Annotated in this window: 21 protein-coding genes; 9 read left to right on the top strand and 12 right to left on the bottom strand. The window is 56.6% G+C overall.

Annotation, left to right across the window (positions count from 1 at the left end; genetic code table 11):
* Positions 1-66: 66 nt before the first annotated feature.
* Entirely contained in the window at positions 67-726 is a 660-nt protein-coding gene (locus MWU64_RS11465) for a GntR family transcriptional regulator (protein WP_247064526.1), read from the top strand.
* Here MWU64_RS11465 and MWU64_RS11460 read toward each other — a convergent pair.
* Together MWU64_RS11460 and MWU64_RS11455 are read right to left on the bottom strand one after the other, a co-directional pair.
* On the bottom strand, positions 720-2,930 hold the full coding sequence (locus MWU64_RS11460; protein ID WP_247064523.1) for a patatin-like phospholipase family protein: 2,211 nt from the start codon (positions 2,928-2,930) through the stop codon (positions 720-722). The two genes, MWU64_RS11465 and MWU64_RS11460, sit on opposite strands and share 7 nt — an antisense overlap.
* Before the next feature lie 17 nt (positions 2,931-2,947).
* Positions 2,948-3,547, bottom strand: a complete 600-nt coding sequence (locus MWU64_RS11455) for a hypothetical protein (protein WP_247064521.1) — start codon at positions 3,545-3,547, stop codon at positions 2,948-2,950.
* Positions 3,548-3,787: 240 nt separating this feature from the next.
* Between MWU64_RS11455 and MWU64_RS11450 the strand changes: the two genes are divergently transcribed.
* Positions 3,788-4,153 (top strand): hypothetical protein, encoded by a 366-nt coding sequence (locus MWU64_RS11450; RefSeq protein ID WP_247064519.1) that lies wholly within the window; start codon positions 3,788-3,790, stop codon positions 4,151-4,153.
* A 7-nt stretch (positions 4,154-4,160) separates the two neighbouring features.
* On the opposite strand, the gene MWU64_RS11445 is transcribed toward MWU64_RS11450, so the two are convergent.
* The 7 genes from MWU64_RS11445 to MWU64_RS11415 all read right to left on the bottom strand — a co-directional run bounded on the left by MWU64_RS11445 (position 4,161) and on the right by MWU64_RS11415 (position 12,504).
* A complete protein-coding gene (locus MWU64_RS11445; protein ID WP_247064622.1) occupies positions 4,161-6,803 on the bottom strand; it encodes a transporter substrate-binding domain-containing protein in 2,643 nt (880 codons plus the stop codon).
* 147 nt (positions 6,804-6,950) lie between these two features.
* Positions 6,951-8,345: a GGDEF domain-containing protein gene (locus tag MWU64_RS11440; protein WP_247064517.1), complete on the bottom strand. Its 1,395-nt coding sequence runs from the start codon at positions 8,343-8,345 to the stop codon at positions 6,951-6,953.
* A gap of 11 nt (positions 8,346-8,356) precedes the next feature.
* Positions 8,357-9,304 carry a tyrosine recombinase XerC gene (xerC, locus tag MWU64_RS11435; RefSeq protein ID WP_247064621.1) on the bottom strand — a complete coding sequence of 316 codons (948 nt, stop codon included), beginning with the start codon at positions 9,302-9,304 and terminating at the stop codon, positions 8,357-8,359.
* A 23-nt stretch (positions 9,305-9,327) separates the two neighbouring features.
* Entirely contained in the window at positions 9,328-10,083 is a 756-nt protein-coding gene (locus MWU64_RS11430) for a DUF484 family protein (protein WP_247064515.1), read from the bottom strand.
* A gap of 17 nt (positions 10,084-10,100) precedes the next feature.
* Complete coding sequence (dapF, locus tag MWU64_RS11425; protein ID WP_247064513.1) at positions 10,101-11,015, bottom strand: diaminopimelate epimerase; 915 nt, start codon at positions 11,013-11,015, stop codon at positions 10,101-10,103.
* Positions 11,016-11,029: 14 nt separating this feature from the next.
* On the bottom strand, positions 11,030-12,280 hold the full coding sequence (gene lysA, locus MWU64_RS11420; protein ID WP_247064511.1) for a diaminopimelate decarboxylase: 1,251 nt from the start codon (positions 12,278-12,280) through the stop codon (positions 11,030-11,032).
* 32 nt (positions 12,281-12,312) lie between these two features.
* The gene (locus MWU64_RS11415) at positions 12,313-12,504 is read right to left on the bottom strand and encodes a lipoprotein (protein WP_247064509.1); all 192 of its coding nucleotides are present in this window, start codon (positions 12,502-12,504) and stop codon (positions 12,313-12,315) included.
* A gap of 219 nt (positions 12,505-12,723) precedes the next feature.
* Here MWU64_RS11415 and MWU64_RS11410 point away from each other — a divergent pair, with 219 nt between their 5' ends.
* Positions 12,724-15,168, top strand: a complete 2,445-nt coding sequence (locus MWU64_RS11410) for an EAL domain-containing protein (protein WP_247064507.1) — start codon at positions 12,724-12,726, stop codon at positions 15,166-15,168.
* Between the two features lie 51 nt (positions 15,169-15,219).
* On the opposite strand, the gene argH is transcribed toward MWU64_RS11410, so the two are convergent.
* The gene (gene argH / locus MWU64_RS11405; RefSeq protein WP_199005222.1) at positions 15,220-16,626 is read right to left on the bottom strand and encodes an argininosuccinate lyase; all 1,407 of its coding nucleotides are present in this window, start codon (positions 16,624-16,626) and stop codon (positions 15,220-15,222) included.
* 182 nt (positions 16,627-16,808) lie between these two features.
* On the opposite strand from argH, the gene MWU64_RS11400 reads away from it, so the two are divergent.
* The 6 genes from MWU64_RS11400 to MWU64_RS11375 all read left to right on the top strand — a co-directional run bounded on the left by MWU64_RS11400 (position 16,809) and on the right by MWU64_RS11375 (position 22,744).
* Positions 16,809-17,789, top strand: a complete 981-nt coding sequence (locus MWU64_RS11400) for a sensor histidine kinase (protein WP_247064505.1) — start codon at positions 16,809-16,811, stop codon at positions 17,787-17,789.
* Between the two features lie 15 nt (positions 17,790-17,804).
* Positions 17,805-18,560 (top strand): LytTR family DNA-binding domain-containing protein, encoded by a 756-nt coding sequence (locus MWU64_RS11395; protein ID WP_247064503.1) that lies wholly within the window; start codon positions 17,805-17,807, stop codon positions 18,558-18,560.
* Between the two features lie 108 nt (positions 18,561-18,668).
* Positions 18,669-19,610 (top strand): hydroxymethylbilane synthase, encoded by a 942-nt coding sequence (gene hemC / locus MWU64_RS11390; RefSeq protein ID WP_247064501.1) that lies wholly within the window; start codon positions 18,669-18,671, stop codon positions 19,608-19,610.
* Positions 19,591-20,394, top strand: coding sequence for a uroporphyrinogen-III synthase (locus MWU64_RS11385; protein WP_247064499.1), 804 nt, complete (start codon positions 19,591-19,593; stop codon positions 20,392-20,394). The genes hemC and MWU64_RS11385 overlap by 20 nt, the downstream gene beginning before the upstream one ends.
* A 23-nt stretch (positions 20,395-20,417) precedes the next feature.
* Positions 20,418-21,506: a uroporphyrinogen-III C-methyltransferase gene (locus MWU64_RS11380; protein WP_247064497.1), complete on the top strand. Its 1,089-nt coding sequence runs from the start codon at positions 20,418-20,420 to the stop codon at positions 21,504-21,506.
* Positions 21,503-22,744, top strand: coding sequence for a heme biosynthesis HemY N-terminal domain-containing protein (locus tag MWU64_RS11375; protein ID WP_247064495.1), 1,242 nt, complete (start codon positions 21,503-21,505; stop codon positions 22,742-22,744). The genes MWU64_RS11380 and MWU64_RS11375 overlap by 4 nt, the downstream gene beginning before the upstream one ends.
* A 4-nt stretch (positions 22,745-22,748) precedes the next feature.
* On the opposite strand, the gene MWU64_RS11370 is transcribed toward MWU64_RS11375, so the two are convergent.
* A complete protein-coding gene (locus MWU64_RS11370; protein ID WP_247064492.1) occupies positions 22,749-23,741 on the bottom strand; it encodes a 2Fe-2S iron-sulfur cluster-binding protein in 993 nt (330 codons plus the stop codon).
* 14 nt (positions 23,742-23,755) lie between these two features.
* Positions 23,756-25,243: a 4-hydroxy-3-polyprenylbenzoate decarboxylase gene (gene ubiD / locus MWU64_RS11365; protein WP_247064490.1), complete on the bottom strand. Its 1,488-nt coding sequence runs from the start codon at positions 25,241-25,243 to the stop codon at positions 23,756-23,758.
* Positions 25,244-25,360: the final 117 nt, after the last annotated feature.

The following is a 25,360-nucleotide window of genomic DNA, read 5'->3' as shown; positions in this document are numbered from 1 at the left end:
GTTCTCAGTTTGGGCTTGTGCGAATATGGCGTTCCTGACAATCTCGGAAGCAGCTACAAAACGCACATGAACGCATTCAAGCCAAAAGAAACCCTGACTGAACAAGTCGCCCGCCACGTTGAAAACCTGATAGCCTTTGGACAGCTGCGCTCGGGCGAACGGATTTACGAAAGTGCCATGGCTAAGGAACTAAACGTCAGCCTGGGCTCCGTACGGGAAGGCTTGTTGTTGCTCGAGAAACGGCATCTGGTCAAGAACGTGGCTCGCAAAGGTGCTTTCGTGACCACACTTGATGAGCATTTCGTGCACAGTTTGTATGAAACGCTGGAGCTGTACCTGACCCACACCGGGCGGAAGTTAGTCCGGCAATGGCAACCCGAGGATATGGAACGGCTGGTTACTCTGCGCGATAAGATGCAGCGCTGTTACGAGCAGAACGACTTGTTGGCGTTTCTTGAATTGGGCATTGAGTACACCCAGGCATCACTGGTCTACGCTAACAACTACTTCATCGTTTCTGCCATTGACGATTTGTGGCCATCCGCAAAACGCTGTGCATTTGTGGCTTTCCGCCACGGTGGTAAGCAGGTCATTGAAGACAATTTGGCACATATGGAAGAATCCATAAAGGCGATCAAAGCTCGGGATGAGCAAGCCCTAACGGAGATTCTGCACCGCTACGCCCTGCAACAATGCCAGCAAGTGCTGACGGCTTTGGCTCAGTAAAACAGCTGGGTAAACGAGAAACCGATGTTCATATAAGCGGTCCAGTCATCCTCGTTGTTGTAAGCAACAGAGAACTGGAGCGGCCCAACGAACGTATCAACACCGGCAAACACACTCCAAGAACGAACCAGGTTGTCCCAACGGGCGTCGTCGATGCGATCCCAGGTATTACCCGTCTCAAAACCCACACCGGCAAACCAAGGCATAAACGGGCCACCGAACTCCCGGCGAGCATAGGCTCCGGCCAACGCGGCGTCGTTGCCACTGAGTTCGCCGGCCGCATAGGCTGATAGCCGTCTGAACCCGCCAAGCCGCGCGGCGTTCTCGATACCCGCTTCGCCACTCACCACCTGTTTCGTATACAACAGACCGGTGACGTTGAATCGTTGCCAACTGGCCGTGCCCAACAACATGCCCGTGATGGAATCAAAGTCGCGATCCGAACCCAGACCGGGGCGTTCGAAACGCGCTCGTATACCCGCAAAGCCACCGGATTTCGGGTAAAACGAATCGCTGAGAGAATCGTGCACCAGCTGAACGTTCGCGTAGCCCTGATGGATTCGGCTTGATGGCGCCACTTGATCGCCGACCGAATCCTCCACCCTCACAGAGCCTCGTACATAACCGATCCGCACTTCAGCGTCGCCGCCCAGCTCCATACCAATGGCCGCATCGACCTGCGTCCGGGCAACATCGATCTCGGCAATACGGGCGCTGTCCTCATACACACTGTAATCATCGCGCTCGTGCTCGATACCGATCACAGCAAATCGTTCGTAACCAAAATCTAATGGTTGATACCATTGGGTGCGAAACCAGGGCTGGGTGCCTAACTGGGCACCGACGTGCCACTCGGCGCCCAGACTGTTGAGTTCTGTCATGCGAAGCCCGGCTGCGAGATTAAAACGGGTGTCGCCGTTAAAATTGTCTTCGTAGCTCAGACCCGATGACAGATAATTCGGGCCCCACCGTTTCTCTCGCGCCTGAACATTCAGAACCGGACCTTGCTCTGAGGGCCTAAGCGACCAGGACACAGTTTCGTAGTACCCCAACCCATAGATACGTTTCAGGTCAGATTCGAGTTGCTCGATGTCTAAAGGTTCGCCCGCTTTCTGACGGACCCGCTCTTTAAGAAACTCCGTTGATAGCCGTCGCCCTGCCTTGAATTCAATTCGGGCCACTTTGTCCACCGTCACCTCACGCTGCTCCAACCCCTCTCGGAAAGCGCGCCACTCCTCTGCCGGTACCGTCAGATTATTGAGTTCCACCGCGTGTTCTCTGGCGGCGGTCGCACCCAGTTCAAACAACACCGGGCCATCGTAAAAATCGGCAGAACCGTAGCCTTCCAGCCGAGGCCGGATAAGTACGTCGTTGTCGGTGATCAGCACGAGCTGGTCTTCGGTATTTCGCCGGGTCAGCAGCGTGGTAAGCTGCCCCACCACGGAAAACGCTTCTTTGATCTCGTCGGTTTTCAGCAACGGATCCGTAATATCGACCGCGATGATAATGTCGGCCCCCATATCACGGGCCACACTGACGGGTAAATTATTGGCAATTCCGCCATCCACCAGCAGCCGTCCAGAGCGCTCCACCGGGGCGTAAACGCCGGGAATACTCATACTGGCGCGAATGGCTTCTGCCAGATTGCCGCTTTTGATGATCACCTCGACGCCGGTTTCCAGATCCGTCGCGATGGCGCGAAACGGAATGGGAAGCTGATCGAAGTCATCCACCAATGCGGCGTTACGGGTAAGCTCGTTCAGAATCAAACCAAGGTTTTGGCCTGTGACCAATCCCCCACCGACATGGATGCCATCGGCATCGACACCAATGCCCGGTGTGATGGGCAAACGCCAGTCGGACTGTTTACGTCGCACCGGCTTGTATGCCCGGCCGGGGTCGTCTCTGAAGCTGGACAGCCAGTCCAGATCGATAAAGCGTTGTTCGATTTCGTCCACCGACATGCCGGATGCATACAACGCAGCAACCGCGGAGCCGGCGCTGGTACCGACCACCATATCGACCGGCACCTTCATTTCTTCCAACACCCTGAGCACGCCAACATGCGCCATGCCTTTGGCGCCGCCACCACTCAGCACCAACCCCACTTTCGGACGGGTTTCCTGGGCGCCACTCAGAGCTGGCCACGCAGCAAGCGCCACCGCGACAACAAAAAAGACGGGGAGTCTGAATAGAATTTTCAAAAAACGCTCAGCGTGGATTAGTTGGGTTTGTCATCGTCAGCCAACGATATATGAGAGGTATCCGGAACGATCGGCGGAGGTGTTTCACGCTCAACGCCGAGATCTGAACCCGGAGGTGCCAGGCTCCACTCGTCCAGATGCTCAAACATCGGTGCTTCAACTTCCTGGTGCTCGACAAGCGTGACACCCACCGGGTCCAGGCTCAGGCCCGAGCCAGCCAGAATCTCGTCGACCTTCTCACCGGCAACTGGCAACCGGTCGCCGGGCTCCACCTCCGGGGCCTTATCTGGCGCTGCCTTTGGCGGCGGGGCGTCTTTGCGGGCCGGAGAGACACCCTGTGGCGGTGTTTCCGGCACAGCCTTACGAGCTTGCGCTGATGTTTGCCCGCTCGCAGCGGCCATCGCCTGCACATAAACCACCATGCCGTGCTTTTTGAGTACCGCTTGGTATTTCTCGGCTTGTTCCTGGTCCAGCTTGTTACGGATCACCACCGCCTGACCACTGAACATGCGGTCCAGCTGCTCGACACTGGCCTTAAACAACGCTTTGGCGTTGGCGCGGGCGGTCTGCACATCGGTACCTGATGTGCATTCGCCCTTGAATACGAGCTGGAACATGACGTTACCTCATTTGTTCTTTTCACGGAGCCCGGTTTTATCATAGCTGAAAACACGATGGCAGGAGACAAGTGCCATGCAATACCCGCGGCGAACACACCGTGATTGTGTCAATATTGCAAACAATTGAAAAATACCACCGCGTTGAGCGGAAAAAACCGGCACGCTCTGCAATAATTAACTGTAACCAAAACTTACATTTGGTTACGGTACTGCCTTCATTATTGACGAGATCCGCCTATGCGCATTCCATCCTTTGCTGTGCTCTGTACACTGCTGACCGGCGCGATAAGCAGCCAGGCGCAGGCAGGCAATCTGGACGTGCTCATGCAACAGGTTTTCCCGACGGCAGAAGCCACCTACATCGGCTATGAAAGCATCGAACGCGAGGACATCCCCGCCAGCGCGGACGTCGACCGGAAATACCTGGTGGTCGATTTTCGCTTCAAAGGAACCCTACCCTCGACACAACAACTGCAGGCCAAGGTCCACAAAGTGTGCATGACCCTGTTCAGGGATCGGCAACTGATGCAATCGCTGTCAAATTCCGGATACGACATGGTGTCCGTGGCCTTTGATCGCCAATCTCAGTTCGATTGTCTGTAAGTCACCGCTAGCTCTGCCCCAGTATACGGGGAAACGCCTCGAGCGCCGTGTTCACCGCATCCAGATTAAAGGCCTCCACATCCGCCAGGAGTTTTTCTCCATAACGGGTAACCGAGAGCGACCGATGGCGCTGACCCCAGTCGATTATTCGCAGCGCGAAGTCTTTCATTTGCTCCGGGTCGCCACTCTCCCGAACGTCCTGCCATTCGTTGCCAAAGTCTCGTGTGAGGCTTTCCCGTAGCCAGCCCCGTTCCTGCATGCTCATGGTCTGAGCCAGCAATCGCTCGGATTCTTCCGGCGTACCTTCTTCTTCCGCGTCTTCCCCGGTGGCCTCAACCCGTGGCAATACAATGGTAAACGTTGAGCCAACTCCGGCCTCACTTTCGAGCGTCAGCTCGCCCCCCATCATTTCCACCAATTTACGGCTGATCGCCAGCCCCAAACCTGTGCCACCGTAACGTCTTGAGCTTTGTCCTTCGTGTTGCTCGAAGGCATCAAAAATGCGGCTTTGTTGATCCGGAGCGATGCCGATACCGGTATCCGTTACCGTCACAACCATTCGGTAGTATCGGGCATCGCCGTCACTCTCGTCTTGGTCGTCCAGAAGCTCAGCCATCACACGAACGGTGACTTCGCCCTGGTGAGTGAATTTGATGGCATTTCCCACCAAATTGAACAACACCTGGCGCAACCGGGTTTCATCGAGCACCATCGCAGACGGTAAACCCGCACCCACACTGACTTCCAGAGCTATGCCCTGCTCTGTTGCCCGCAGATCGAAAATATGACGAACGTCGCTTAGCAAGCGGCGCACCGAAACGGGCGCAAAATCCAGCCGCATTTTGCCAGCTTCAATTCTCGACAGATCCAGAATGTCATTGATTAACATCAGCAAACTGCGGCTGCCGGCACGGATGGCGTTCAGGTAATTGCGCTGCTGCGGGTCGGTCACGGAGTTATAGAGCAGATCGCTGTAGCCAATCACCGCATTCATGGGCGTGCGGATTTCATGAGACATGTTCGCAAGGAACTCGCTTTTTGCGCGGTTCGCCAACTCGGCTTCACGGGCCAGTCGTTCGGCTTCCAGCTTGGCGGCTCGCAGTTCATCCTCACTGCGCCGCAGCGCGTTCTCCGAGCGAATACGTTCATCAACCTCCAGCGACAGTTTGCGGTTCCAGTACAGGAAGATCAGCACAACCACGATGGCAATCAGAATGATCCGCCGAACAACCGTGTAATCAGTTTCCTGCTCAATATCCAAATGAATCCAGCGATTGTAGACGGCTTCGCCCTCAGATTCGGGCAAGCTGCCCAGCGCCTTGTTCAAAATGCGGTGCAGTTCTGGCTTGTCTTTGCGCACCGCTAAGCGCAAATCGTACTGGTACGGGGTGATACTGGTAATTCTGAGGTTGGATAAGCCCAGCCGTGCAACGGTATAACTGACCGCAGGAATATGCGTCACCATCACATCCAGATCACCGTTGGACAGCGCCAGCAAACCATCAGCCACTGTAGCCTGGGGGTAGAGATCAAGATCCGGATGGTTAATCAGTAAATAATCGTGGCTGGCCTGCCGGTTCACAACGCCAACTTTTTCGTCGCGCAGCTCACGCAGATCGCCGATAAACCGGCCGCTGTCACGGATCGCCAAGGCAATGGGGACGGTTACGTAAGCACGGGTGAACAGATATTCCTGCTCTGTGCGGGGCGTACGGGACAAGCCCGGCAAAATATCCACCGTGCCGGCCCTCAGCTCGTGTTCGGCGGAAGCCCGGGTGTCCGTGAATTTCTTATTGAACCGCACCCCGAGGTTCTCCTCCAGCCGGCCGATCAAGTCAGCAACCAAGCCCGCCGGGCGACCATCCTGTTGAAACTCGAACGGCGGCCAATCTTTGCGCAGCCCCACTTGCAGGCCCTGATTTTTATCGAGCCAGTTTTTTTCCGCTGCGGTCAAGGCAACGCCGCGACCTGCCAGCATCGGTATATCGCCCTGCAACCACGCCTGTCGAATGTCACGGTGTTCTTTATGGGTAATCGATAGTACCGCCCTGTCGGCGACTCGAAATAATTGATGCTGATCAGTTGGCACTTGCAGCACTACTTCCACAGGCCGGCTATCCAACAGCACTGCCAATCCGATGCCATTGACCATTGTTGATTGAAGGTAGTCGGATACCACCGGTACCGGTGCCAAGAAAGCATCGGCGTTACCCGCTAACACCTGGCTGATGGCTTCGCCCAGGTTATCCACGGGTACAGGGGTAAAATTATCAACGGGATCAAGTAAAGGAAACTGATTGGGGTCGTCTCCGATAATCGCAACATTGGCCGCTTCCAGATCGGTCACGGTGCGGAAACCCGCATCTCCCGCATTCACGAACACGCCGTAAGTGAGGCTCATGATTGGTGTGGTGTGCCGCAAACCCGGGATGACGGGCGCACCCGGCACACGAGTGGTCAGCATCAAATCAGCAGGCTGTTCCTGCTCGTCCAGCATGAAGGGTTCAACTGGAAGGTCCAGTTTTCGGGAAAGAAGGTCCAGATAATCCGCCAGCAACCCCACCAGCTGCCCGTCGCCACTTTCGAAAATCAGGGGCATCTGTGTTTGCCGGACCCCCACCTGAATGCTGTCAAGCTCCCCAAGCCACATCAAGTCTTCAAGGCCCAGAACCGGGGCGGGGGATTCTTGTGGTGGGTCAGCTTGCGCCGCTGCGGTCGAGAAGCTTACCAACAGAATCAGCACGAGCTGGAGAAAAAACGTCACTTCACACCCTCACGGAGCCACTAATGCGGCTCATTAATTGGCGACGACGCGATTCCGCCCCGTCGCTTTGGCTCGGTATAGCGCCTGATCAGCACGATCAAAGGCTTCGTCCTCGCTATCACCACGAACAAGCTGAGCCAACCCGGAAGAAAGCGTAATGCTGACCGGATTGCCACCAAAATGAAATGGTAATTTCTCGACATAACCTCGCAGCTTATCCACCACAGTAACCGCTTCGCTCATGCTGGTTTCCGGGAGCAGCAGTGCAAATTCTTCACCACCGATACGGGCAATGAAATCAGTGGCTCTCAAACGTCCCTGAAGCTCACGGGCAACCAATTGCAGCACCCGATCACCCGCTTTGTGCCCGTATGTATCATTGATCCGTTTAAACAAATCGATATCGATAACGGATATCGTCAACGGATGGCCATAACGTTGCCAACGGCTATATTCAAAGTGCAGCCGCTCCTGCCACGCTTCCCGGTTGGGCAGTTGCGTTAGCAAATCCGTCATAGCCCGGGCACGTTCCCGACGGATCTGTTCCTGCATGCGTTCGGAGCTGGATTCCATCGCAGCCATTTTTTGCTGCATGGATTCAAGCTGCTCGGCCATCATTTGTTCCCGCCGACTTTCTTTATCCTTGAAGCGCCCGAGCGCGTTCCCGATCTGATCTAACCGTTGCCCGACCGAGCGTTTTAATTGTTCCAGATCGTCGCTGCCCCTGATGTCTTCACTGACCAAATCAATCTCGTGGCGGATTTCCTGGTCAAGAGCCTCCGTATCGTCTTTGCGCGACGAATTGGACTCCGATTGCTGTGCAAAATGCACACGCAGGGTTTCGAGGCGATCATTGAGGCGTTTCAAAAATGCTTCGAGCTCCCGTTGGTTCCGGGTAATCGCCAGAATCAGCAGTTCGGAAACAGACTTCAGACTATCGCGCAAGGTGCTCCAATCAATGCTGGACAGTAACGTTTGCTGCAGCTCTTTGGCTTTCGCTTCGGCCGGCGGTTCGAGCGTTACCTGTTCCAGGACTTGGCTGAGTAGCTGCCCCACCCGTCGGGCGATCAGAAGGCGGTGATCCTGATCCGAAATATCGATACCTGCTTCGGTTTCAGGTGCGGGCACGGGCTTTTCTGTCGCCGGCTCTCGGGGAATCTGTGCCCGCTCATCCAGCAGTGCAATCTGACGATCGATCTGTTCCTGTAATTGGAGCCATTTTTCCGCATTCAGTGTTTTTCGGCGAAGATCAACCCTGAGTTGATTTAACAAACGATCTAGTTCCGGCCGCTGGCCCTCGGAGGCCACACTGGTTCGTACCAGCATACGCTCTAGCAACTCACGCTGTTCCTTGCTTTGCCGCTCTTGCTGTTCTGCTTCTTTCAGAATCTGTTGATATTTGGTTTTCCAGGATTGCTCAGATGCCATGCCGTACCCCGTTATTGGCCAGCCGAACCGCGGTCGGATGAATCGGGCGTGCTGGCGCCCGAGCGCCGACGTGCCCGTGGGTGGCTTTGATCATAAACCCGGGCAAGATGTTGAAAGTCCAAGTGAGTATAGACCTGTGTTGTGGCAATGTCCGCATGCCCCAGCAGCTCTTGCACTGCTCGCAAATCCCCACTCGATTCCAGCATATGGCTGGCAAATGAATGCCGGAGCATGTGAGGATGTAAGCGCTGATCGGCCCCTTGTGCCCTTCCCCAGCGAGCCAGGCGCGCCTGAATGCTGCGACGGCTTAACCGAGAGCCCCGTTGGCTGACAAACATCGCGGGCTCGCTGTCCGGGGCGAAGCGAACGCGACATTTCAGCCAGCGCCGAATCGCTGCGGCGGCCTTGGCCCCTACCGGTAGCAGCCTTTCTTTACTGCCTTTGCCCAAAACCCGGACCTCCCCACTCACCAGATCGACAGCATCCTGGTTAAGGCCGGCCAGCTCAGACAACCGCAGGCCGGATGAGTACATCAATTCAAACATGGCTAGGTCTCGCGCTTCCAGCGGATCGTCAGGGTTTACATCCAGCAACTGGTTGAGCTGATCCACATCGGCCACTTTCGGCAGGCGACGGCCGCTTTTCGGGGCACGGATATCCAGCGCCGGGTTGTCTTTGGTGCGCCCTTCTCTGTGTAAAAACCGGTAAAACCGTCGCATTGAGGACAAATGCCGCGCAATGCTCTGACCAGACAGCCCGCTTTTACTCAGGCTGGCCACATACCGACGTACGTCGTGGCTGGTCACTTTGGACCACTGATCAATGTTCATTGCGGTAAGCCAGGCACCCAAGCGTTGCAAATCCCGGAGATAGTGTTCGCAGGTACGGGGGGAATGGCGTTTTTCAGAAGCTAAATGCGTGACAAAATCGACCAGGGGCACGGATAGCGCCTCTGGCAACGGGCCATCGGAACCGGTGCTGGTCACCCTTGGCCACTCTCCACGGTTAGCTCGGCAACTTTTGCGGCATCGGAGCCGTGGCGTTTCAACACCGGCGGCAGCAAGCGGCTGAGCGTGTCGCTGATGTAGCTGAGAAACAGCGAGCCCATGTTCTGGTCGAAATAACCGGGCTCACAGCTGCCAACCGCAAACACACCCACCAAGCCTTCGTAGCGGAGTGGCACCAAAGCCACTGAGGCGATGGGTTCATCACGATCCGGAAACAGGAAGGCCCGCTCCGTCTCCCGGAACTGGCCACACACGGCCCGATCACCGTCCAGCAATGCTCCTAGACGCTGTTCAGCCTGGGTTTTACCGACAATGTGCAGGGCGCCATGGGACTGACCCAGCTTGTTCACGTCGCCAAACAATAAAATTGAAGCCGCATCCAAACCGAAATCACCACGAATGCTGTCGTCGATGGCCGAAGCCATGTCCTGCAGGTTCTTAGCCTCTATCACCTGCATCAACAACCGCTTGCTCTTTTCGAACAACCGGTCGTTATGACGCGCGATGGACACCAACTCCATCATTTCATTGCGCAGGGTATCCCGCTGCTCACGAAATAAATGTACCTGGCGCTCAACCAATGAAATCGCGCGGCCACTGTCGTGGGGCAAGGTTAAACTGCGCAGCAGCTCATCTTGATCGAGAAAAAAATCAGGATGGGCGCGAAGATAATCCGCCACCTGCTCGGGGGTAAGTTCGCCGGCCTTCTGGCGGGCCGTTTGTTCTGTCATCACGTTCTCCTGAACCGTCAGGCCCTGTTTTTATACGTTCTTGAGCTTTTCCGTCGGCGGGGCGGAGTGTCGCCCGGCAGCCGCAACTGGCCTTCAAAGACTGTTGTGGCAGGGCCTTCCATCATAACAGGGGTACCTTCACCCTGCCATTCAATCACCAGAGGACCACCTCTGAGCTCCACGTTCACCCGCTCATCGAGTAAACCGCGCAACCGGCCAGCGACTACGGCGGCGCAAGCACCGCTGCCGCAGGCCAGTGTTTCTCCTGAACCACGCTCAAACACCCTCAAACGGGCGTGACCGCGATCGACAATCTGCAGAAAACCAATGTTGGCCCGGGCCGGGAAACGCGGGTGCTTTTCCAGTAATGGTCCCAAACTGGATACCGGCGCGGTATCAACATCTTCAACGACCAGAACCCCATGGGGGTTACCCATAGACACGGCGGAAAGCTCCACCGTCTGCTCCTCAACGTCAACGGTGTACACGGTTTTCTGGCAATTCGCGGCAAACGGGATCGCCGGTGGATTCAACTCCGGCACGCCCATGTTCACCAGCACCTGTCCATCTTTGCTGATGCGAAGCTCTATGATGCCTTTCGCGGTCTGTACCCGAATCACGCGTTTGTTGGTCAGACGCTGATCCCGGACAAAGCGGGCGAAACACCGCGCTCCGTTGCCACATTGTTCCACTTCCGAGCCGTCGGCGTTGAAAATACGGTAGCGGAAATCAACGTCCGGTAGCCCCGGTGGCTCTACCACCAACAACTGATCAAAACCGATGCCAAAATTCCGGTTCGCCAGGTCGCGAATCATCTCCGGGCGCAAGCGAAACTGCTGACTGATGGCATCCACCACCATAAAGTCGTTGCCCAGCCCATGCATTTTGGTAAACCGGAGCAACGGGCCCTGCCCCCGCCTTTGCTGCGTCATGTCCCGCTCCCCGCTCATTCCGGCAAGCAACTTTCCGGGGCCAGCTGTTCGTCCAGCGTCTCCCGGCGGCGCACCACGTGTACCTGATCACCGTCAACCATCAACTCGGGCGGGCGATTACGGGTGTTGTAGTTGGACGCCATCACAAAACCGTAGGCACCGGCTGAGCGAACCGCCAGCAGGTCGTTTGCCTTCAGGGTCAACGGGCGATCTTTTCCAAGGAAATCACCAGTTTCGCAAACCGGACCGACCAGATCCCAGACTTTCTCTTCGCCCTCGTTGTGGGGCTGAACCGGAACGATAGCCTGCCAGGCGCTGTATAGTGCGGGGCGAATCAGATCGTTCATGGCCGCATCTATGATGGCGAAGTTGCGGTGTTCGGTGCACTTGAGGAATTCCACTTTGGTTACCAGAATACCGGCGTTCGCGGCAATGGAACGACCGGGTTCCAGAATGAGCTCCAGTTCCCGATCCCCCATACGCTCCGACAAAGCCTTCACGTACTCGGACGGTTCAGGCGGTGTTTCCTGATCGTAGGTCACGCCGAGTCCACCGCCCATGTCGAGGTGGCGAATGTGAATGCCTTGCTCGGCCAGGCTATCGACCAGCGCCAACACACGGTCCAGTGCATCCAGAAACGGGGCAACAGTGGTCAGCTGTGAACCAATGTGGCAATCCACCCCTTTGATATCCAGGTTCGGCAAAGTCGCGGCACGGGCGTATACCTGCGGAGCTTCGGCGATATCAATGCCGAACTTGTTTTCTTTCAATCCGGTGGAAATATAGGGATGGGTTCCAGCATCCACATCCGGGTTCACCCGCAATGAAACCGGCGCTTTCACGCCCAGTTCACCGGCCACCGCATTCAAGCGATCCAGTTCGGTATCAGACTCAACGTTAAAGCAACGCACACCGGCTTCCAGTGCCCGCTTCATTTCCCACTCTTGTTTGCCAACACCGGAAAACACAACCTTGCTGGTGTCGCCGCCGGCCCGAATCACCCGCTCCAGCTCACCGGCCGAAACGATGTCAAAACCGGCACCAAGCCGGGCCAGAACGTTCAACACGGCCAGGTTGCTATTGGCTTTTACGGCGTAACATACCAAGTGCGGACGATTGCTCAGGGCATCGTCATAGGCCCGGTAGTGGCGCTCCAACGTCGCGCGTGAATACACGTAAGCCGGAGTGCCATGCTGCTCAGCAATTCGGGCAACCGGAAGATCTTCGGCGTAAAGCTCACCATCACGGTAATTAAAATAATCCATGCTTATCCTGAACTCGTTAGAAGAGGTAAACGTCAGCGCGTTTTTTGCTCGTTATCGCGGGCATTCGAAACGGTTGCCGGCTCTTTCGAGGCGGTTTCAGAAACATCCGCTGCCACCGGCGCTTCCCGGTACAGCGGGCCTTTCTGGCCGCAGCCACTCACGGCAACGATGGCCAGCAAACACAGTGCTGCATAGCCCAACCGAAGCGCTTTCATCGTCTGCATACGTTTACCCTTGCGTGAATAATAGACGAAGTATACCCGAGTCCCGTCCTGTACCGCGAGGTCACGGTTTGATCGAGCCGACACTGTGTCCGGGAGGTTTTTTTCATCCGGATAGCCAGTATGATGAGACTTTTGTCGTAACTCAGGCGGACAATCAATAACAACTCTCGGTTCCGGGCGGCTTCCGGTAATACCCGAGCATCATGAGGCACCTGCGCTTTGAAAGAGTTCCTGATCCAACGCTATCGCCCCGACCCTTCCGGGCCAGTGATCCATCCCACGCTGCTGCGGGTAGACGTTGACGGCCGTATTACGCACGCAGACAGACACGCTGAGACCATGTTCGGATACGATGCCATTGAACTCTCTCACCTGTCTGTACAGCATATTCTGGCCTCTCGGCAGGACGACCCTTTCGCACCGGCCCACCGCCACCGCCTGGCGGACGGCCAGACCGTACTGGTGACGTTCAAACACAAGGAAGGTTTTTTCTTCACGGCTTCGCTTGGATTAAGACTCGAAACCCGACAAAACGACCCGGAAATCCGCGCTTCTATTTCGCAGATAGACAGTCAAAAAGTGGACAGCCGCTTGCTCGCGCTCGCTGAGCGCAGTGCCAATTTTGGTGTTTGGGAGTTGGACGTAGCGTCCAATGACGTTTTCTGGTCTGAAACCATGTACCAGTTGCTAGAACTGCGCGTGGGTGCCGACCTTTCTCCCGAACAAGCGTTATTTTACTGCCAGTCCCATCAGAACCGGGTACGTGCGTTGATTCGCCGATGCATCCGTTCCGGCCGAGCCTTCAGCGTTGAGTTGCCGGTCATCACCAGCCGGCAGCGACTGGTCCGCGCCACGCTAACCGGCCGCGCATTTAAACGTGGCGGGCGTGTGCACCGAATAGGCGGGGTTCTTGTTAATCACAGCTCGGCCATGCACCACGACGAGCAAAAACAACAAGTTCAACGCCTGCTCGAAGCGATGGCGTCCGCCACACCTGACCTGATGGTCGCGATCGACACAGACTTTAACCTGCTGCACTTCAACGCCGTTTGGGAACAACAATTCCGAACCGCTTTCGACCTGGAACCCCAACCCGGGGACAACCTCAAATCTTTGCTCAAGCACTTCCCCAATGAACGCCGGTTGATGGAAAGCTTGTGGCAAAAAGCCTTCGAACGTGACCATTTCATCGCCGAGATGCCCCTGTTCAGTGACGGTGCATCGTCTTCTTTGTTCGAGCTTCATTTTCAACGCATCCGCAACGATAACGGTGATGTGGTGGGTGCGGTACGAGTTGGCAAAGACATTAGCAGTCGGGTTCTGCAAAACAGTGGGGGTGATCACCGCATGCGGCACGATCCGGTCACAGGCCTGATGAACCGCCGCGCATTCAGCGTCCATCTGGAACGCGCCATCAGTCATCGTCACAAACGCCAGTTGGTCGACAGCCTGCTGTTTCTCGACATTGACGATTTTGATGGCTTTAGCCAAATTGCCGACACCGGCACCTGTGACCGTTACCTGCGCGAACTGGCCAGCACACTGAACCTACGAGTGCGAAAGCGTGACGCACTCGCGCGTCTGGGCGGCGATACTTTTGCCCTGTTTATTGAAAACTGCCCCGAATCCCGGGCCCGGCGCATCGCCGATGAAGTCCGGGAGCAAATCGCTCAGTTTCAATTCGAGTGGCACGGAACGGTGCTTCAGGCAACCGTCAGCGGTGGCCTGCTCATCATTGACAAAGATGCTCCGGAACAACCCGACGTACTTCTGAGCCAAGCCGCCGATCTGTGTCACACCGCAAAAACGTCCGGCCGGGACCGGATTCACACCGCCCACGCACTACCCACCGAAAAGGACAGTGACAGCGGGAGCGAGCGGCGGCTGCAGCAGCTGCGTCAGGCGCTCGATGATGAGGCTTTGGTACTGGAGTTTCAGGCGATGAAACCGGTGGCCAGCGTAACCTGGGGCGATCACGTCGAAATCCTCTGTCGCATTCCGGCCGGCCCGAACAACGACCTGCTCAAACCCGAGCACTTTCTGCCCGTGGCCGAACGCTACGACTTGGCCAAAATGCTGGATCGACAGGTTATCCGGCAAACTCTGGCGTGGCTGAGCCAGCACCGCTTACTGGTGCCGCGCCTGAAATACTGCGGATTCAACCTGTCTCTGGCGTCGGTTCTGGACGACACCTTTACCGACTTTATGGAACAGGCCGTGGCCATAACACCTTTTTCCGCCAGTTGTTTTTACCTGGAAATTCGGGAATCCCATGCCACACGTTACCCCGATGAAGTGGCGGTTCTCTGCGATTCGCTGCATCAGATCGGCTGTCGGGTGGCGTTGGAAGGCGCGGGAGCCTCGGTGGAAAGCTACAGTCTGGCGGCCAATTTGCCGGTCGATATCATCAAACTCGACAAGCGGGTTATGCATCAGCTAGAGAGTGATCCGGTGCAACAGATTATGGTGGATGCCCTGCACCGAATTGCCGAAACAACCGGCAAAGAAACCGTTGCGACGTTTATTGAGAACGACGAAACCCTTCGCAAAGTGCGCTCGCTGGGCATTCATTTCGGACAGGGCTTCCGGCTGGCACGGCCTCAACCACTGGAGGATCTCACCCCTGCGGTGGTTGATCTGACCACCGGACGGATTGGCGGGTAAGGGAATGCCGGCAACTCAACGGTGCCGGCATTCCCTCGGACAAGGGGGGAATCAGAGCGCAGCGCGGGCCCGGGCAACGGCAGCCAGCACCTGATTCGGCGCGGTACCACCCAAATGGTCACGAGCCTGTACCGAGCCATCCAGCGTCAGCACATCAAATACGTCTTCGCCAATCACATCGGAAAACTGCTGCAGTTCTTCCAGTGTCATTTCAGAAAGATCGCGGTTTTCCGCAACGCCAAAGGCCACAGACTTACCGACAATCTCGTGAGCGTCGCGGAACGGCACACCCTTCTTGACCAGGTAATCCGCCAGATCCGTCGCCGTTGAGAAGCCGCGCTTGGCCGCAACCCGCATGTTATCCGCCTTCGCTTTGATTGCCGGAATCATATCGGCGTAGGCCTTCAGGCAACCTTTAACCGTATCCACGGTATCGAACAACGGCTCTTTGTCTTCCTGGTTGTCCTTGTTGTAGGCCAACGGCTGGCTCTTCATCAGGGTCAACAGGCTGATCAGATGACCGTTCACCCGACCGGTCTTACCACGAACCAGTTCCGGTACGTCCGGGTTCTTCTTCTGCGGCATGATCGACGATCCGGTGCAGAAGCGATCCGGAAGATCGATGAAGTCAAACTGGGCCGAGGTCCACAGCACCAACTCTTCACTGAAGCGCGACAAGTGTGTCATCAACAAAGACGCAAAGCTGCAGAATTCGATGGCGAAATCCCGGTCACTGACCGAATCCAGTGAGTTCTCGGACGCCCGGTCAAAGCCCAACAGTTCTGCGGTCATGTTGCGATCAATCGGATACGTTGTGCCAGCCAGCGCAGCAGCGCCCAGCGGCATCACGTTCACTCGCTTACGGCAATCCTGCAGTCGCTCGGCATCCCGCACCAGCATTTCATACCAGGCCAGAAGGTGATGGCCGAAAGTCACCGGCTGGGCGGTTTGCAGGTGCGTAAAACCCGGCATGATGGTAGCCGCTTCACGCTCCGCCAGATCCAGCAGGCCAGATCGCAAACGCGTCAGTTCTTCGGCAATCACATCGATTTCATCACGCAGATACAGACGGATATCGGTGGCCACCTGATCGTTCCGGCTGCGGCCCGTGTGCAATTTCTTACCGGTAATTCCGATGCGTTCGGTCAGCTTGGCTTCGATGTTCATGTGCACATCTTCCAGGCTCACAGACCATTCAAACCGACCGGCTTCAATATCTTCTTTAACGCCTTTCAAGCCTTCAATGATCTGGTCACGCTCGGCGTCGGTCAGCACACCCACTTTAGCCAACATGGTGGCGTGGGCAATGGAGCCGGTAATATCATGGTGATAAAGGCGCTGATCAAAACCCACCGACGCCGTGAAGCGCTCGACGAAGGCATCCGTCGGCTCACTGAAGCGGCCGCCCCAAGGTTTTTCGGAGGATGTGGTCTGGTCAGGTTTTTTCTGATCCGTCATGGTCTATCTTTCCTGCTGATAGCCCGGCTATCATCACGCCGGCCGTGGGTAAATGAAATTTTGAGCAGTATAACATTCCGTCCCGGGTTAAGGAGACTTCCCTGAAACCGAGCAACACCTCACGCGCACCCGACACTGCCAATTTTTTTGTGCCCGACTTATGCCGGGTACGCGCGGTGTTTATGCTGTTGGTTACCAGCGAACTGCTGGTGTTGGTGCTGGCCATCGTACAAGCCGAGCGCAGCTGGATCGACTGGAACTATTTCGGCCTGCTGTCGCTGTTTGTTCAATGGACCACGCTCACCAGTACCGCCCTGATCTGCTTGCTCCGGCCCTGGCTGGCCCACCGAAGTGTTGCTCACGCAACTGTCGTGATTGTCAGCATTGTGCTGCTGGATGTGCTGATTTTCAGTTTATTCGCCGACAGTGTTCTGCACCCCGAGCAAGCGCTCACACCCTGGCAAAGCGTTGCCAAGAAACTGCTGCTGGCGCTGCTGATTTCGTTGATGGTACTCCGGTATTTCTACCTGCAATACCAATGGCAGCAGCAAACCGAAGCCGAAATGCAGGCAAGGCTGACATCCTTACAGGCCAGAATTCAGCCCCATTTTCTGTTCAATAGCATGAACACCATCGCCAGCCTGATCGCCAGCAACCCAGACCGGGCCGAAGAGGCGGTGCTGGATTTGTCAGAGCTGTTTCGCGCCAGCCTTCGTACTGACGATCAATTGGTGCCGCTAAAACGCGAACTCGAGCTGTGCAAGCGCTATCTGGCGATTGAGGAATTACGTTTAGGCGACAGACTCACCCTTGAATGGCAGATACCAACCGGGCTCGAACACCAGGCCATTCCCCCGCTGACGCTGCAACCGCTGGTAGAGAACGCCATTTACCACGGCATTCAACCCCGGCCCACCGGGGGCACGGTGCGTATCGAGACCTATGCGAAGGGTAATTTCGTGTACGTGATGGTACAAAACCCAAAGCCGGATGCCGAGCAACAGCAGCATCAGGGCAATCGGGTTGCCCTGGCCAACACCCGGGCCCGCCTGCAAGCTCTGTTTGGCGAACCTGCCATACTCAAGCAAAGCCACCAGAGCGACATCTACACCGTCACCTTGCGCCTTCCGCGCCGGACGGCCAATCAACAGAGCCAACGCTAGAGATACAGAGTCATCATGAGCACAGCACCACAGCGCATTCTCATCGCTGACGACGAACCGCTTGCCCGCCAACGCCTACAGCGATTACTGGACGCCGGAGACGGCTATCAGGTATGCGGCGAAGCCGCCGATGGCAACGACACGCTGCACAAGGTTGCCGAACTTGAGCCGGATATTGTCCTGCTGGACATTCGCATGCCGGGGCTGGACGGCCTGCAGACTGCGGACAAACTGAGCCAACTGAACAATCCGCCCGCCATCATTTTTTGCACCGCCTATGATCATTACGCCATTCAAGCCTTTGAGGTACACGCCGTCGCCTACCTGCTCAAACCTGTGCGGCGCGAAGCTCTGGCGGACGCGCTGGCCCGGGCAGGGAAAGTTAACCGCGTGCAGCTGCAGGCGTTAAATCGCGAACCGGAAACAAGCGGTGAACAAATTGCGGTTCGGACCCATCGCGGCACCGAACTCATCGAGTTGGCGGATATTTATTACTGCGAGGCTGATCAGAAGTACGTCACGCTTCACCACAGCCGCGGTGAAACCGTCTGTGATTACACCTTAAAAGAACTGGAACAGGCCTACCCCGAACAGCTGTTACGCATTCACCGTCACACTCTGGTGGGCGCGCGTTACATTCAGGCGTTGCGGCGCAGCGCCGATGGCCAGAACGAGCTGGAACTGCGAGGGGTAACCAAGCGGCTCGCCGTCAGCCGCAGACACGCCAGCTCGGTCCGCCAGTGGTTGCAGGAGCATCACCCCTCTCCCTGACGGGGTGCCCGAACTATCCAAAAGAGGTACATCCGGGCACCTTACGGGACTTTTCCAATCTCTCGAGGTAACCTTGTAGGTACATTTTTCTCAACGACAGTGAGTGCAATGTCCAATCGTATTCTTCGCATCGCAACCCGCAGCAGTGCCCTGGCATTGTGGCAGGCAGAATTCATCAAGTCCGAACTGGAAAGGCTTCACAGCCATATCACCGTCGAACTGATCAAAATCAAAACCCAAGGCGACATTATCCTTGATGTGCCTTTGGCGAAAGTTGGTGGTAAAGGCCTGTTTGTCAAAGAACTGGAAGAAGCCATGCTGGACGGCCGTGCCGACCTGGCCGTGCACTCCATGAAAGACGTGCCGATGGAATTTCCCGAAGGTCTTGGCCTGGTCGCCATTTGCGAGCGTGAAGATCCCACCGATGCCTTCATCAGCAACCACTACGCCAATATTGACGAACTGCCTGCTGGCGCAGTGGTCGGAACCTCGAGCCTGCGACGGGAAGCGCAGATTCGCGCCAACCGCCCGGATCTCGAAATCAAAATGCTTCGCGGCAACGTCAACACCCGTTTGGCCAAGCTCGATGCCGGCGACTACGACGCCATCATTCTGGCAAGTTCCGGCTTGAAGCGCCTTGGCTTCAGTGACCGCATCCGTTACTGCCTGCCCGACACCTTCTGCCTGCCTGCCGTCGGTCAGGGTGCACTCGGCATCGAATGCCGCCTGAGTGACAACGAATTACGGGAACTGCTTGAGCCACTGAACCATGCCGATTCTGCGGACCGCGTAAAAGCGGAACGCGCTATGAACCGTCGTCTGGAAGGGGGTTGTCAGGTGCCCATCGCAGCGTACGCGCTGCTGGAAGACGACGACACATTATGGCTTCGCGGCTTGGTCGGCTCCGTAGATGGCACACAAATTCTGCGGGTTGAAGGCCGGGCGCCGAGAGCCAAGGGCGAACGCCTGGGCCGTGAGCTGGCTGAACAGCTGTTGGGCATGGGTGCAGATAAAGTGTTGGCTGAAGTGTATGGCCACACCCCAACCTGATCGTCAGCAACGCCTCCCTGATTTGGCGCAGCGCCGTGTTCTGATTTGCCGGCCGGAACCGGAAGCCTCGCGGCTGGCCGAGGCGTTCCGCGCCGCCGGTGCAGAATGCAGAACCATGCCGTTGCTGGTCAGGGAGCCGCTGCCCGAGACACCTGAACAGCACACGCTGCTACAGGAGTTGGATAACTTCAGCCATATCATTGCCGTCAGTCCTTTTGCGGCGAACCTGTTACTCGATCACATTGACAACTGGTGGCCCCAGATTCCACTGGGCCTGCAATGGTACGGCGTGGGCTCGGGTACCTCTTCGGTGTTTGCCCGCCATGGTCTGAAAGCGCGCCAGCCCAAACAAGGCTGGACCAGCGAAGCGCTGCTTGAACTTCCGTCTCTGCAAAATCTGGCCGGAGACAAAGTATTATTAGCGCGCGGCGAGCAAGGCCGGGAGCTGATTCGTCAAACTCTGGAACAGCGCGGCGCGAAAGTCTCCGTTATGCCACTGTACCGGCGAGCTCAGCCGTACTATCCTCCTGAACAGGTAGACGAGATTTTCGGCAGCTTCCGGCCTGAAGTCATCATTGCGCTTTCGGGAGAAACCCTGAACAATCTCAATGCACTTGCGCCTGACCACCACAGCAGTTTGCATCGGACGCTAGTGGTGGTTCCGGCCGAACGAGTAGCTCGGCAAGCCGAGAACGCCGGATTCCGAAACCTGATCGTTCCGAACGGTTTGGACGATCAGAATCTGGTAACCAGTGTCGCGTCAACGCTTGCAGCGAGAAGCTAACAACAACGGATAACCGAGTAAGGATGCCCGTGACTGAGACAACGAACCAATTGCCCGCCCCGGTTAAAGAAACCGACACCAAAAAACCGCGCCTTTGGCCTGTCTGGGTCGTCGCCATTGTCGCTTTGGTCCTGGTGATCTTGCTTGCACTGTGGAACTGGCAGCAATGGAACCGGCAAAACAACAGCCTGCAAGCGCTTCAGGATCTGAAACAAGACACCGAGCAACTTGAAAACCTTTACGGTAGTCGTGGCAGCGAGCAAAGCCAACGCATTCAGGCTCTCGAAAGCAAGCTGGCCGAACAGCGTGAACTAATCGCCACTCAGCAGCGACAGATTGATCACACTGCCCGGGAATTGCTGGAAGCCGGCAACCGCACGCGCACCGACTGGCTATTGGCGGAAGCCGAATACCTACTGCGCGTCGGCAACCAGCGCTTGATGATAGAAAAAGACATTCGCGGCGCACTCTCTGCTCTGGAATCCGCAGACGAAGTATTAGCGGAATCCGATGACATCGGTGTTTACCCGGTGCGCGAACAACTCGCCAAAGAAACCCTGGCCCTCAAGAGTATTCAGGGCGTGGATCGTACCGGCTTGTACCTGAAGCTCGAAGCGGCCATTGCCAGCGTAAACGAACTGACGACCCAGGCACTGATTCACGATCAGGCACCGGGCTTCAACATGAGTGAAGACGCCAATGCGCCAGAAGACGGCAGCAACATGTTTACCCGGGGCTGGAACCGTTTCCTGAGTACACTGAAAGACGTGGTCGTGGTGCGAAGACTGGACGAAACAGTCAAGCCGCTGATGTCCCCGGACCAAAGTGCCTGGGCTCGCCTGAACCTGCAACTGATGCTGGAAGAAGCCGAAATGGCGGTACTTCGGGGCAATCAACCGCTTTACGAACGCGCCCTCGACAAGGCCAGACACACCGTTAGCGAATGGTACGACTCGAGCAACCCGGCCGTTAAAGGCTTGTCTGACATACTTACTGAGCTCGCCGACAAACATGTTGACCCGAAACTCCCCGACGTCAGCCAATCGCTCGGCTTGCTGAAAGAGCGGCTGGCTGGCCGACTGGCACCGGACAGCGAGGGTAAAGATTCATGATTGCCCTGCTGCTGATCATTCTGGTTGCGCTGTTGGTTGGAACAGGTCTGTCCATGGGACTGGCCTACGATCTGGGCTATATCCGCATCAGCCTGGGCAATTATCTGATCGAAACCAATTTCTGGGTCGGGCTGGCGCTGATTGTGTTGCTGGTGGTGGTAAGCCTGCTGGTGATCAACACCCTCAAGCGCTTCCGCAAAGGCACCAGCCTGATGGCCACCTGGGTTAGCCGGGGTCACGAACGCCGTGCCCGACGTCGCACCACCAAGGGCCTGCTGGCGTTGGCCGAGGGCAACTGGCCGAGAGCGCGCAAACTGCTCTCCAGCGCCGCCAATCATGCCGACACGCCGCTCATCAACTATCTCGCGGCCGCCCAAGCAGCCTCGGAAACCGGCGACCATGAAGGTGCCGACGAGTTATTGCGCCTTGCGTTCGAAAGTACCCCGGGCTCCAGTCTTGCCGTTGGCATCACCCAAGCCCAACTGCAGCTGTCGGGCAATCGTTTGGAGCAAGCGCTGGCGACACTGCTGCGCCTGCGCAAAGAAGCGCCCCACCATCCGTTCGTGCTAAAGCTGCTGAAAACCACCTACCTGCGGCTGGAAGACTGGAAAGAGCTGTCCAAGCTTGTGCCAGAGCTGCGCAAGCGCAGCGTGCTGACCGAACGAGAGCTGGATGAGCTGGAACGAGAAGTTTGGAAAAACCTGCTGGAGCGGGCCGCTGAAGATTGCGAACGCAAGCGTGAGAGCGATCCGGAAGCGTCTTTAGAACCTCTCACCATCTTGTGGGATGAGCTGCCCCGCTTCGTACGCCGGGACGAACACACCATTCATGACTACGCACGCCTGCTCGCACGTCTGGGCGACGAAGAACAAGCCGAAACGCTGCTGCGCAAAGTGCTGAGAAGCCACTGGAGCGACGAGTTGATCAACCTCTACGGGCGACTGGAAGGCAGCGACCCCGAGGTGCAACTGCTGACCGCGGAACAATGGTACAAAGACCGGCCCAACAGCCCTCAATTGCTGCTGGCCTTGGGGCGGTTGAGCTTACGAAATCAGCTGTGGGGAAAAGCCAGAGAATACTTTACGGCCAGCCTGAAGCTGAAACGGGACCGGGAAACCATGGCCGAATTAAGCCGGCTGAATGCCCATATGGGTGAGGAAGAAAGCAGCGTAAAAATGATTATGCAGGAGTTTGAATCGGACAGCGCCCTACCCGAGCTACCGATGCCCAAGGCCTGATTTGTCAGGTCCTTGGAGCATACTCCAACACATCCGAATAAAAATCCTGCTCGGAAAGCCCTGCCTCGACCAATGCATCCATCAGCGTGTACACCATGGTCGGTGAACCGCTGGCATGCACTTCTACTTTGCTCCAATCGAGACCCGTTGCAAGGACCGAGCGCACCAACTGGTCGTGGTGGCCACCCCAATCGTTGTCTTCATCATCGCCAACCACCGGCACAAAACTGAAGGCGTCCCATTCGTCATGCCAGCGCTGGGCCAGCGAACGCAGGTACATATCCTCGTGTTTTCGCACACCCCAGAACAATTTGATGCTCTGGCTGAAGTTTGTTCCCTGCAGAAACTCCACTAAACTCTTCATCTGGGCAAAGCCGGTACCCGCGGCCACAAGCACCAGCGGTTTGTCCGGTGCTGCGGCCAGGCACGCCTTACCATGGGGCAACTGGACCGAGACGTCTTCGCCTGAGGTCAGTGCATCAATCACTTTCTGTGCTGAAACCCATTCCGGCGTGGCCTGAATGTGCAAAACAATGTTGTCTTCCGCAGGACTGCTGGCAATGGAGAAATAACAGGGATCAGCGTCCGGCAGATTAACCGATAAGTACTGACCGGCATGAAAGTTCACATCCCGGCGCCGGGGCAACTTCAACTCTACCCGATATACGTCGTGGTTGATGGAGCTCACGTCCACCACCTTGGCCTGATATATTCGGGGCTGATGATTTGCTGTTGCCATAACGGCGGGTATCTCCAATTCAATATCGGAGAGGGCCTGCGTCCGACACATCATCAGGCGCTCTCCGGTTAAAATGAGTTGCTGATTGCGGGTGTTCAGCGCTTGCCCGCTAATCAAACGGGCTTCGCAAATTTCACAAACGCCATTACGGCATGCCGCCGGCGCTTGAATGCCCGCCTCTGCGGCGGCTGACAGCAGATCGTTGGTGCCGTTCACCGGGTAGCACAGATCTGCAGGGCGCAAGCGGATGCGATGCAAGCTTATCTACCCCTTCATTTTGGGGAGTTTTCGGGAATTTCAATCCCGAGGCTATCCCAGATGTCGTCCACCCGCTGCTTCACCTCTTCGGTCATGGTGATCGCCTCGCCCCATTCACGGTCGGTTTCACCCGGCCATTTATTCGTTGCATCCAGCCCCATTTTGGAGCCGAGCCCCGATACCGGCGAGGCAAAATCGAGGTAATCAATGGGGGTGTTGTCCACCAGCGTGGTGTCCCGGGTCGGGTCCATCCGGGTGGTCATGGCCCAGATGACGTCTTCCCAGTTACGGGCATTCACATCGTCATCGGTCACGATCACGAACTTGGTGTACATGAACTGGCGCAAGAACGACCAGACCCCCATCATCACGCGCTTGGCATGGCCGGGGTATTGCTTCTTCATGGTGACAATGGCCAGTCGATACGAACAACCTTCCGGCGGCAGGTAGAAATCCACAATTTCCGGGAACTGCTTTTGCAGTATCGGAATAAACACCTCATTCAGAGCTACACCCAGCACTGCCGGTTCATCGGGCGGGCGGCCGGTGTATGTACTGTGGTAGATGGGATCTCTGCGATGGGTGATACGTTCAACGGTAAACACCGGGAACTCATCCACTTCGTTGTAGTAACCGGTATGGTCACCAAACGGCCCTTCCGGGGCCATATCATCGGGATAAATAAAGCCTTCCAAGACGATCTCGGCACTGGCCGGCACCTGCAGATCACTGAGCCCGGCACTCACCAACTCGGTACGGGAACCCCGCAACAAGCCGGCGAAAGCGTATTCAGACAGGCTATCCGGCACCGGTGTTACCGCACCCAGAATGGTGGCGGGGTCTGCACCTAAGGCTACTGCAACCGGGTAAGGTTTATCGGGATTCGCTTTGCGAAATTCCTGGTAATCCAAAGCACCGCCGCGATGGCTGAGCCAGCGCATAATCAGTCGGTTACGGCCAATCACCTGCTGGCGGTAGATGCCTAGGTTCTGGCGCTCTTTATTCGGCCCGCGTGTAATAACCAATGGCCAGGTCACCAACGGCCCCGCATCCCCGGGCCAACAGTGCTGAACCGGGATCTGGTACAGATCAACCTGGTCCTTTTCGATCACGACTTCCTGGCACGGTGCCGAGCGCAGCACTTTTGGGCTCATGCGCATGACCTGCTTGAAGATGGGCAGTTTTTCCAGCGCGTCTTTGAAGCCCTTGGGGGGATCCGGCTCTTTCAGAAACGCCAGCAACTTACCGACTTCTCGCAAAGCGGTGACATCTTCCTGCCCCATTCCCAGCGCAACTCGTTTCGGCGTACCGAACAGGTTGGCCAACACGGGCATGTCATAGCCCTTGGGGTTTTCAAACAACAACGCCGGTCCACCTGCCCGCAAAGTGCGGTCGCAGATTTCGGTCATTTCCAGATGGGGGTCAACTTCTACGCGGATGCGCTTTAGCTCTCCCAGTTTTTCCAGCTGGGCAATGAAGTCTCTCAGGTCGTTGTATTTCATCTTATGCTCCGCTTTTGGCCTGCTACGCCCTCGCGGGGTAATGGGCCAAAGTCAGTGTTTGGACTGGGGAGTTGGAACCAAGCCGGGCGAGGGGGCCAAAACGGAAAACGTGGTTTT

The organism is Marinobacter sp. S0848L (genome assembly GCF_023016065.1).
In the GTDB taxonomy this organism is placed as follows: Bacteria; Pseudomonadota; Gammaproteobacteria; order Pseudomonadales; family Oleiphilaceae; genus Marinobacter.
This window is presented reverse-complemented; position numbering and strand designations above follow the sequence as displayed.

What these genes read in the sequence shown, in the direction of transcription:
- MWU64_RS11445 (WP_247064622.1), bottom strand. Translation starts at nt 6,803, where the DNA reads ATGTGGCTTGGGGAGCTTGACAGCATTCAGGTGGGGGTCCGGCAAACA.
- MWU64_RS11380 (WP_247064497.1), top strand. Translation starts at nt 20,418, where the DNA reads ATGCCCGTGACTGAGACAACGAACCAATTGCCCGCCCCGGTTAAAGAA.
- MWU64_RS11450 (WP_247064519.1), top strand. Translation starts at nt 3,788, where the DNA reads ATGCGCATTCCATCCTTTGCTGTGCTCTGTACACTGCTGACCGGCGCG.
- MWU64_RS11430 (WP_247064515.1), bottom strand. Translation starts at nt 10,083, where the DNA reads ATGACAGAACAAACGGCCCGCCAGAAGGCCGGCGAACTTACCCCCGAG.
- MWU64_RS11440 (WP_247064517.1), bottom strand. Translation starts at nt 8,345, where the DNA reads ATGGCATCTGAGCAATCCTGGAAAACCAAATATCAACAGATTCTGAAA.
- ubiD (WP_247064490.1), bottom strand. Translation starts at nt 25,243, where the DNA reads ATGAAATACAACGACCTGAGAGACTTCATTGCCCAGCTGGAAAAACTG.
- MWU64_RS11415 (WP_247064509.1), bottom strand. Translation starts at nt 12,504, where the DNA reads ATGCAGACGATGAAAGCGCTTCGGTTGGGCTATGCAGCACTGTGTTTG.
- hemC (WP_247064501.1), top strand. Translation starts at nt 18,669, where the DNA reads ATGTCCAATCGTATTCTTCGCATCGCAACCCGCAGCAGTGCCCTGGCA.
- argH (WP_199005222.1), bottom strand. Translation starts at nt 16,626, where the DNA reads ATGACGGATCAGAAAAAACCTGACCAGACCACATCCTCCGAAAAACCT.
- MWU64_RS11400 (WP_247064505.1), top strand. Translation starts at nt 16,809, where the DNA reads ATGCTGTTGGTTACCAGCGAACTGCTGGTGTTGGTGCTGGCCATCGTA.
- MWU64_RS11385 (WP_247064499.1), top strand. Translation starts at nt 19,591, where the DNA reads ATGGCCACACCCCAACCTGATCGTCAGCAACGCCTCCCTGATTTGGCG.
- MWU64_RS11395 (WP_247064503.1), top strand. Translation starts at nt 17,805, where the DNA reads ATGAGCACAGCACCACAGCGCATTCTCATCGCTGACGACGAACCGCTT.
- lysA (WP_247064511.1), bottom strand. Translation starts at nt 12,280, where the DNA reads ATGGATTATTTTAATTACCGTGATGGTGAGCTTTACGCCGAAGATCTT.
- dapF (WP_247064513.1), bottom strand. Translation starts at nt 11,015, where the DNA reads ATGACGCAGCAAAGGCGGGGGCAGGGCCCGTTGCTCCGGTTTACCAAA.
- MWU64_RS11455 (WP_247064521.1), bottom strand. Translation starts at nt 3,547, where the DNA reads ATGTTCCAGCTCGTATTCAAGGGCGAATGCACATCAGGTACCGATGTG.
- MWU64_RS11465 (WP_247064526.1), top strand. Translation starts at nt 67, where the DNA reads ATGAACGCATTCAAGCCAAAAGAAACCCTGACTGAACAAGTCGCCCGC.
- MWU64_RS11375 (WP_247064495.1), top strand. Translation starts at nt 21,503, where the DNA reads ATGATTGCCCTGCTGCTGATCATTCTGGTTGCGCTGTTGGTTGGAACA.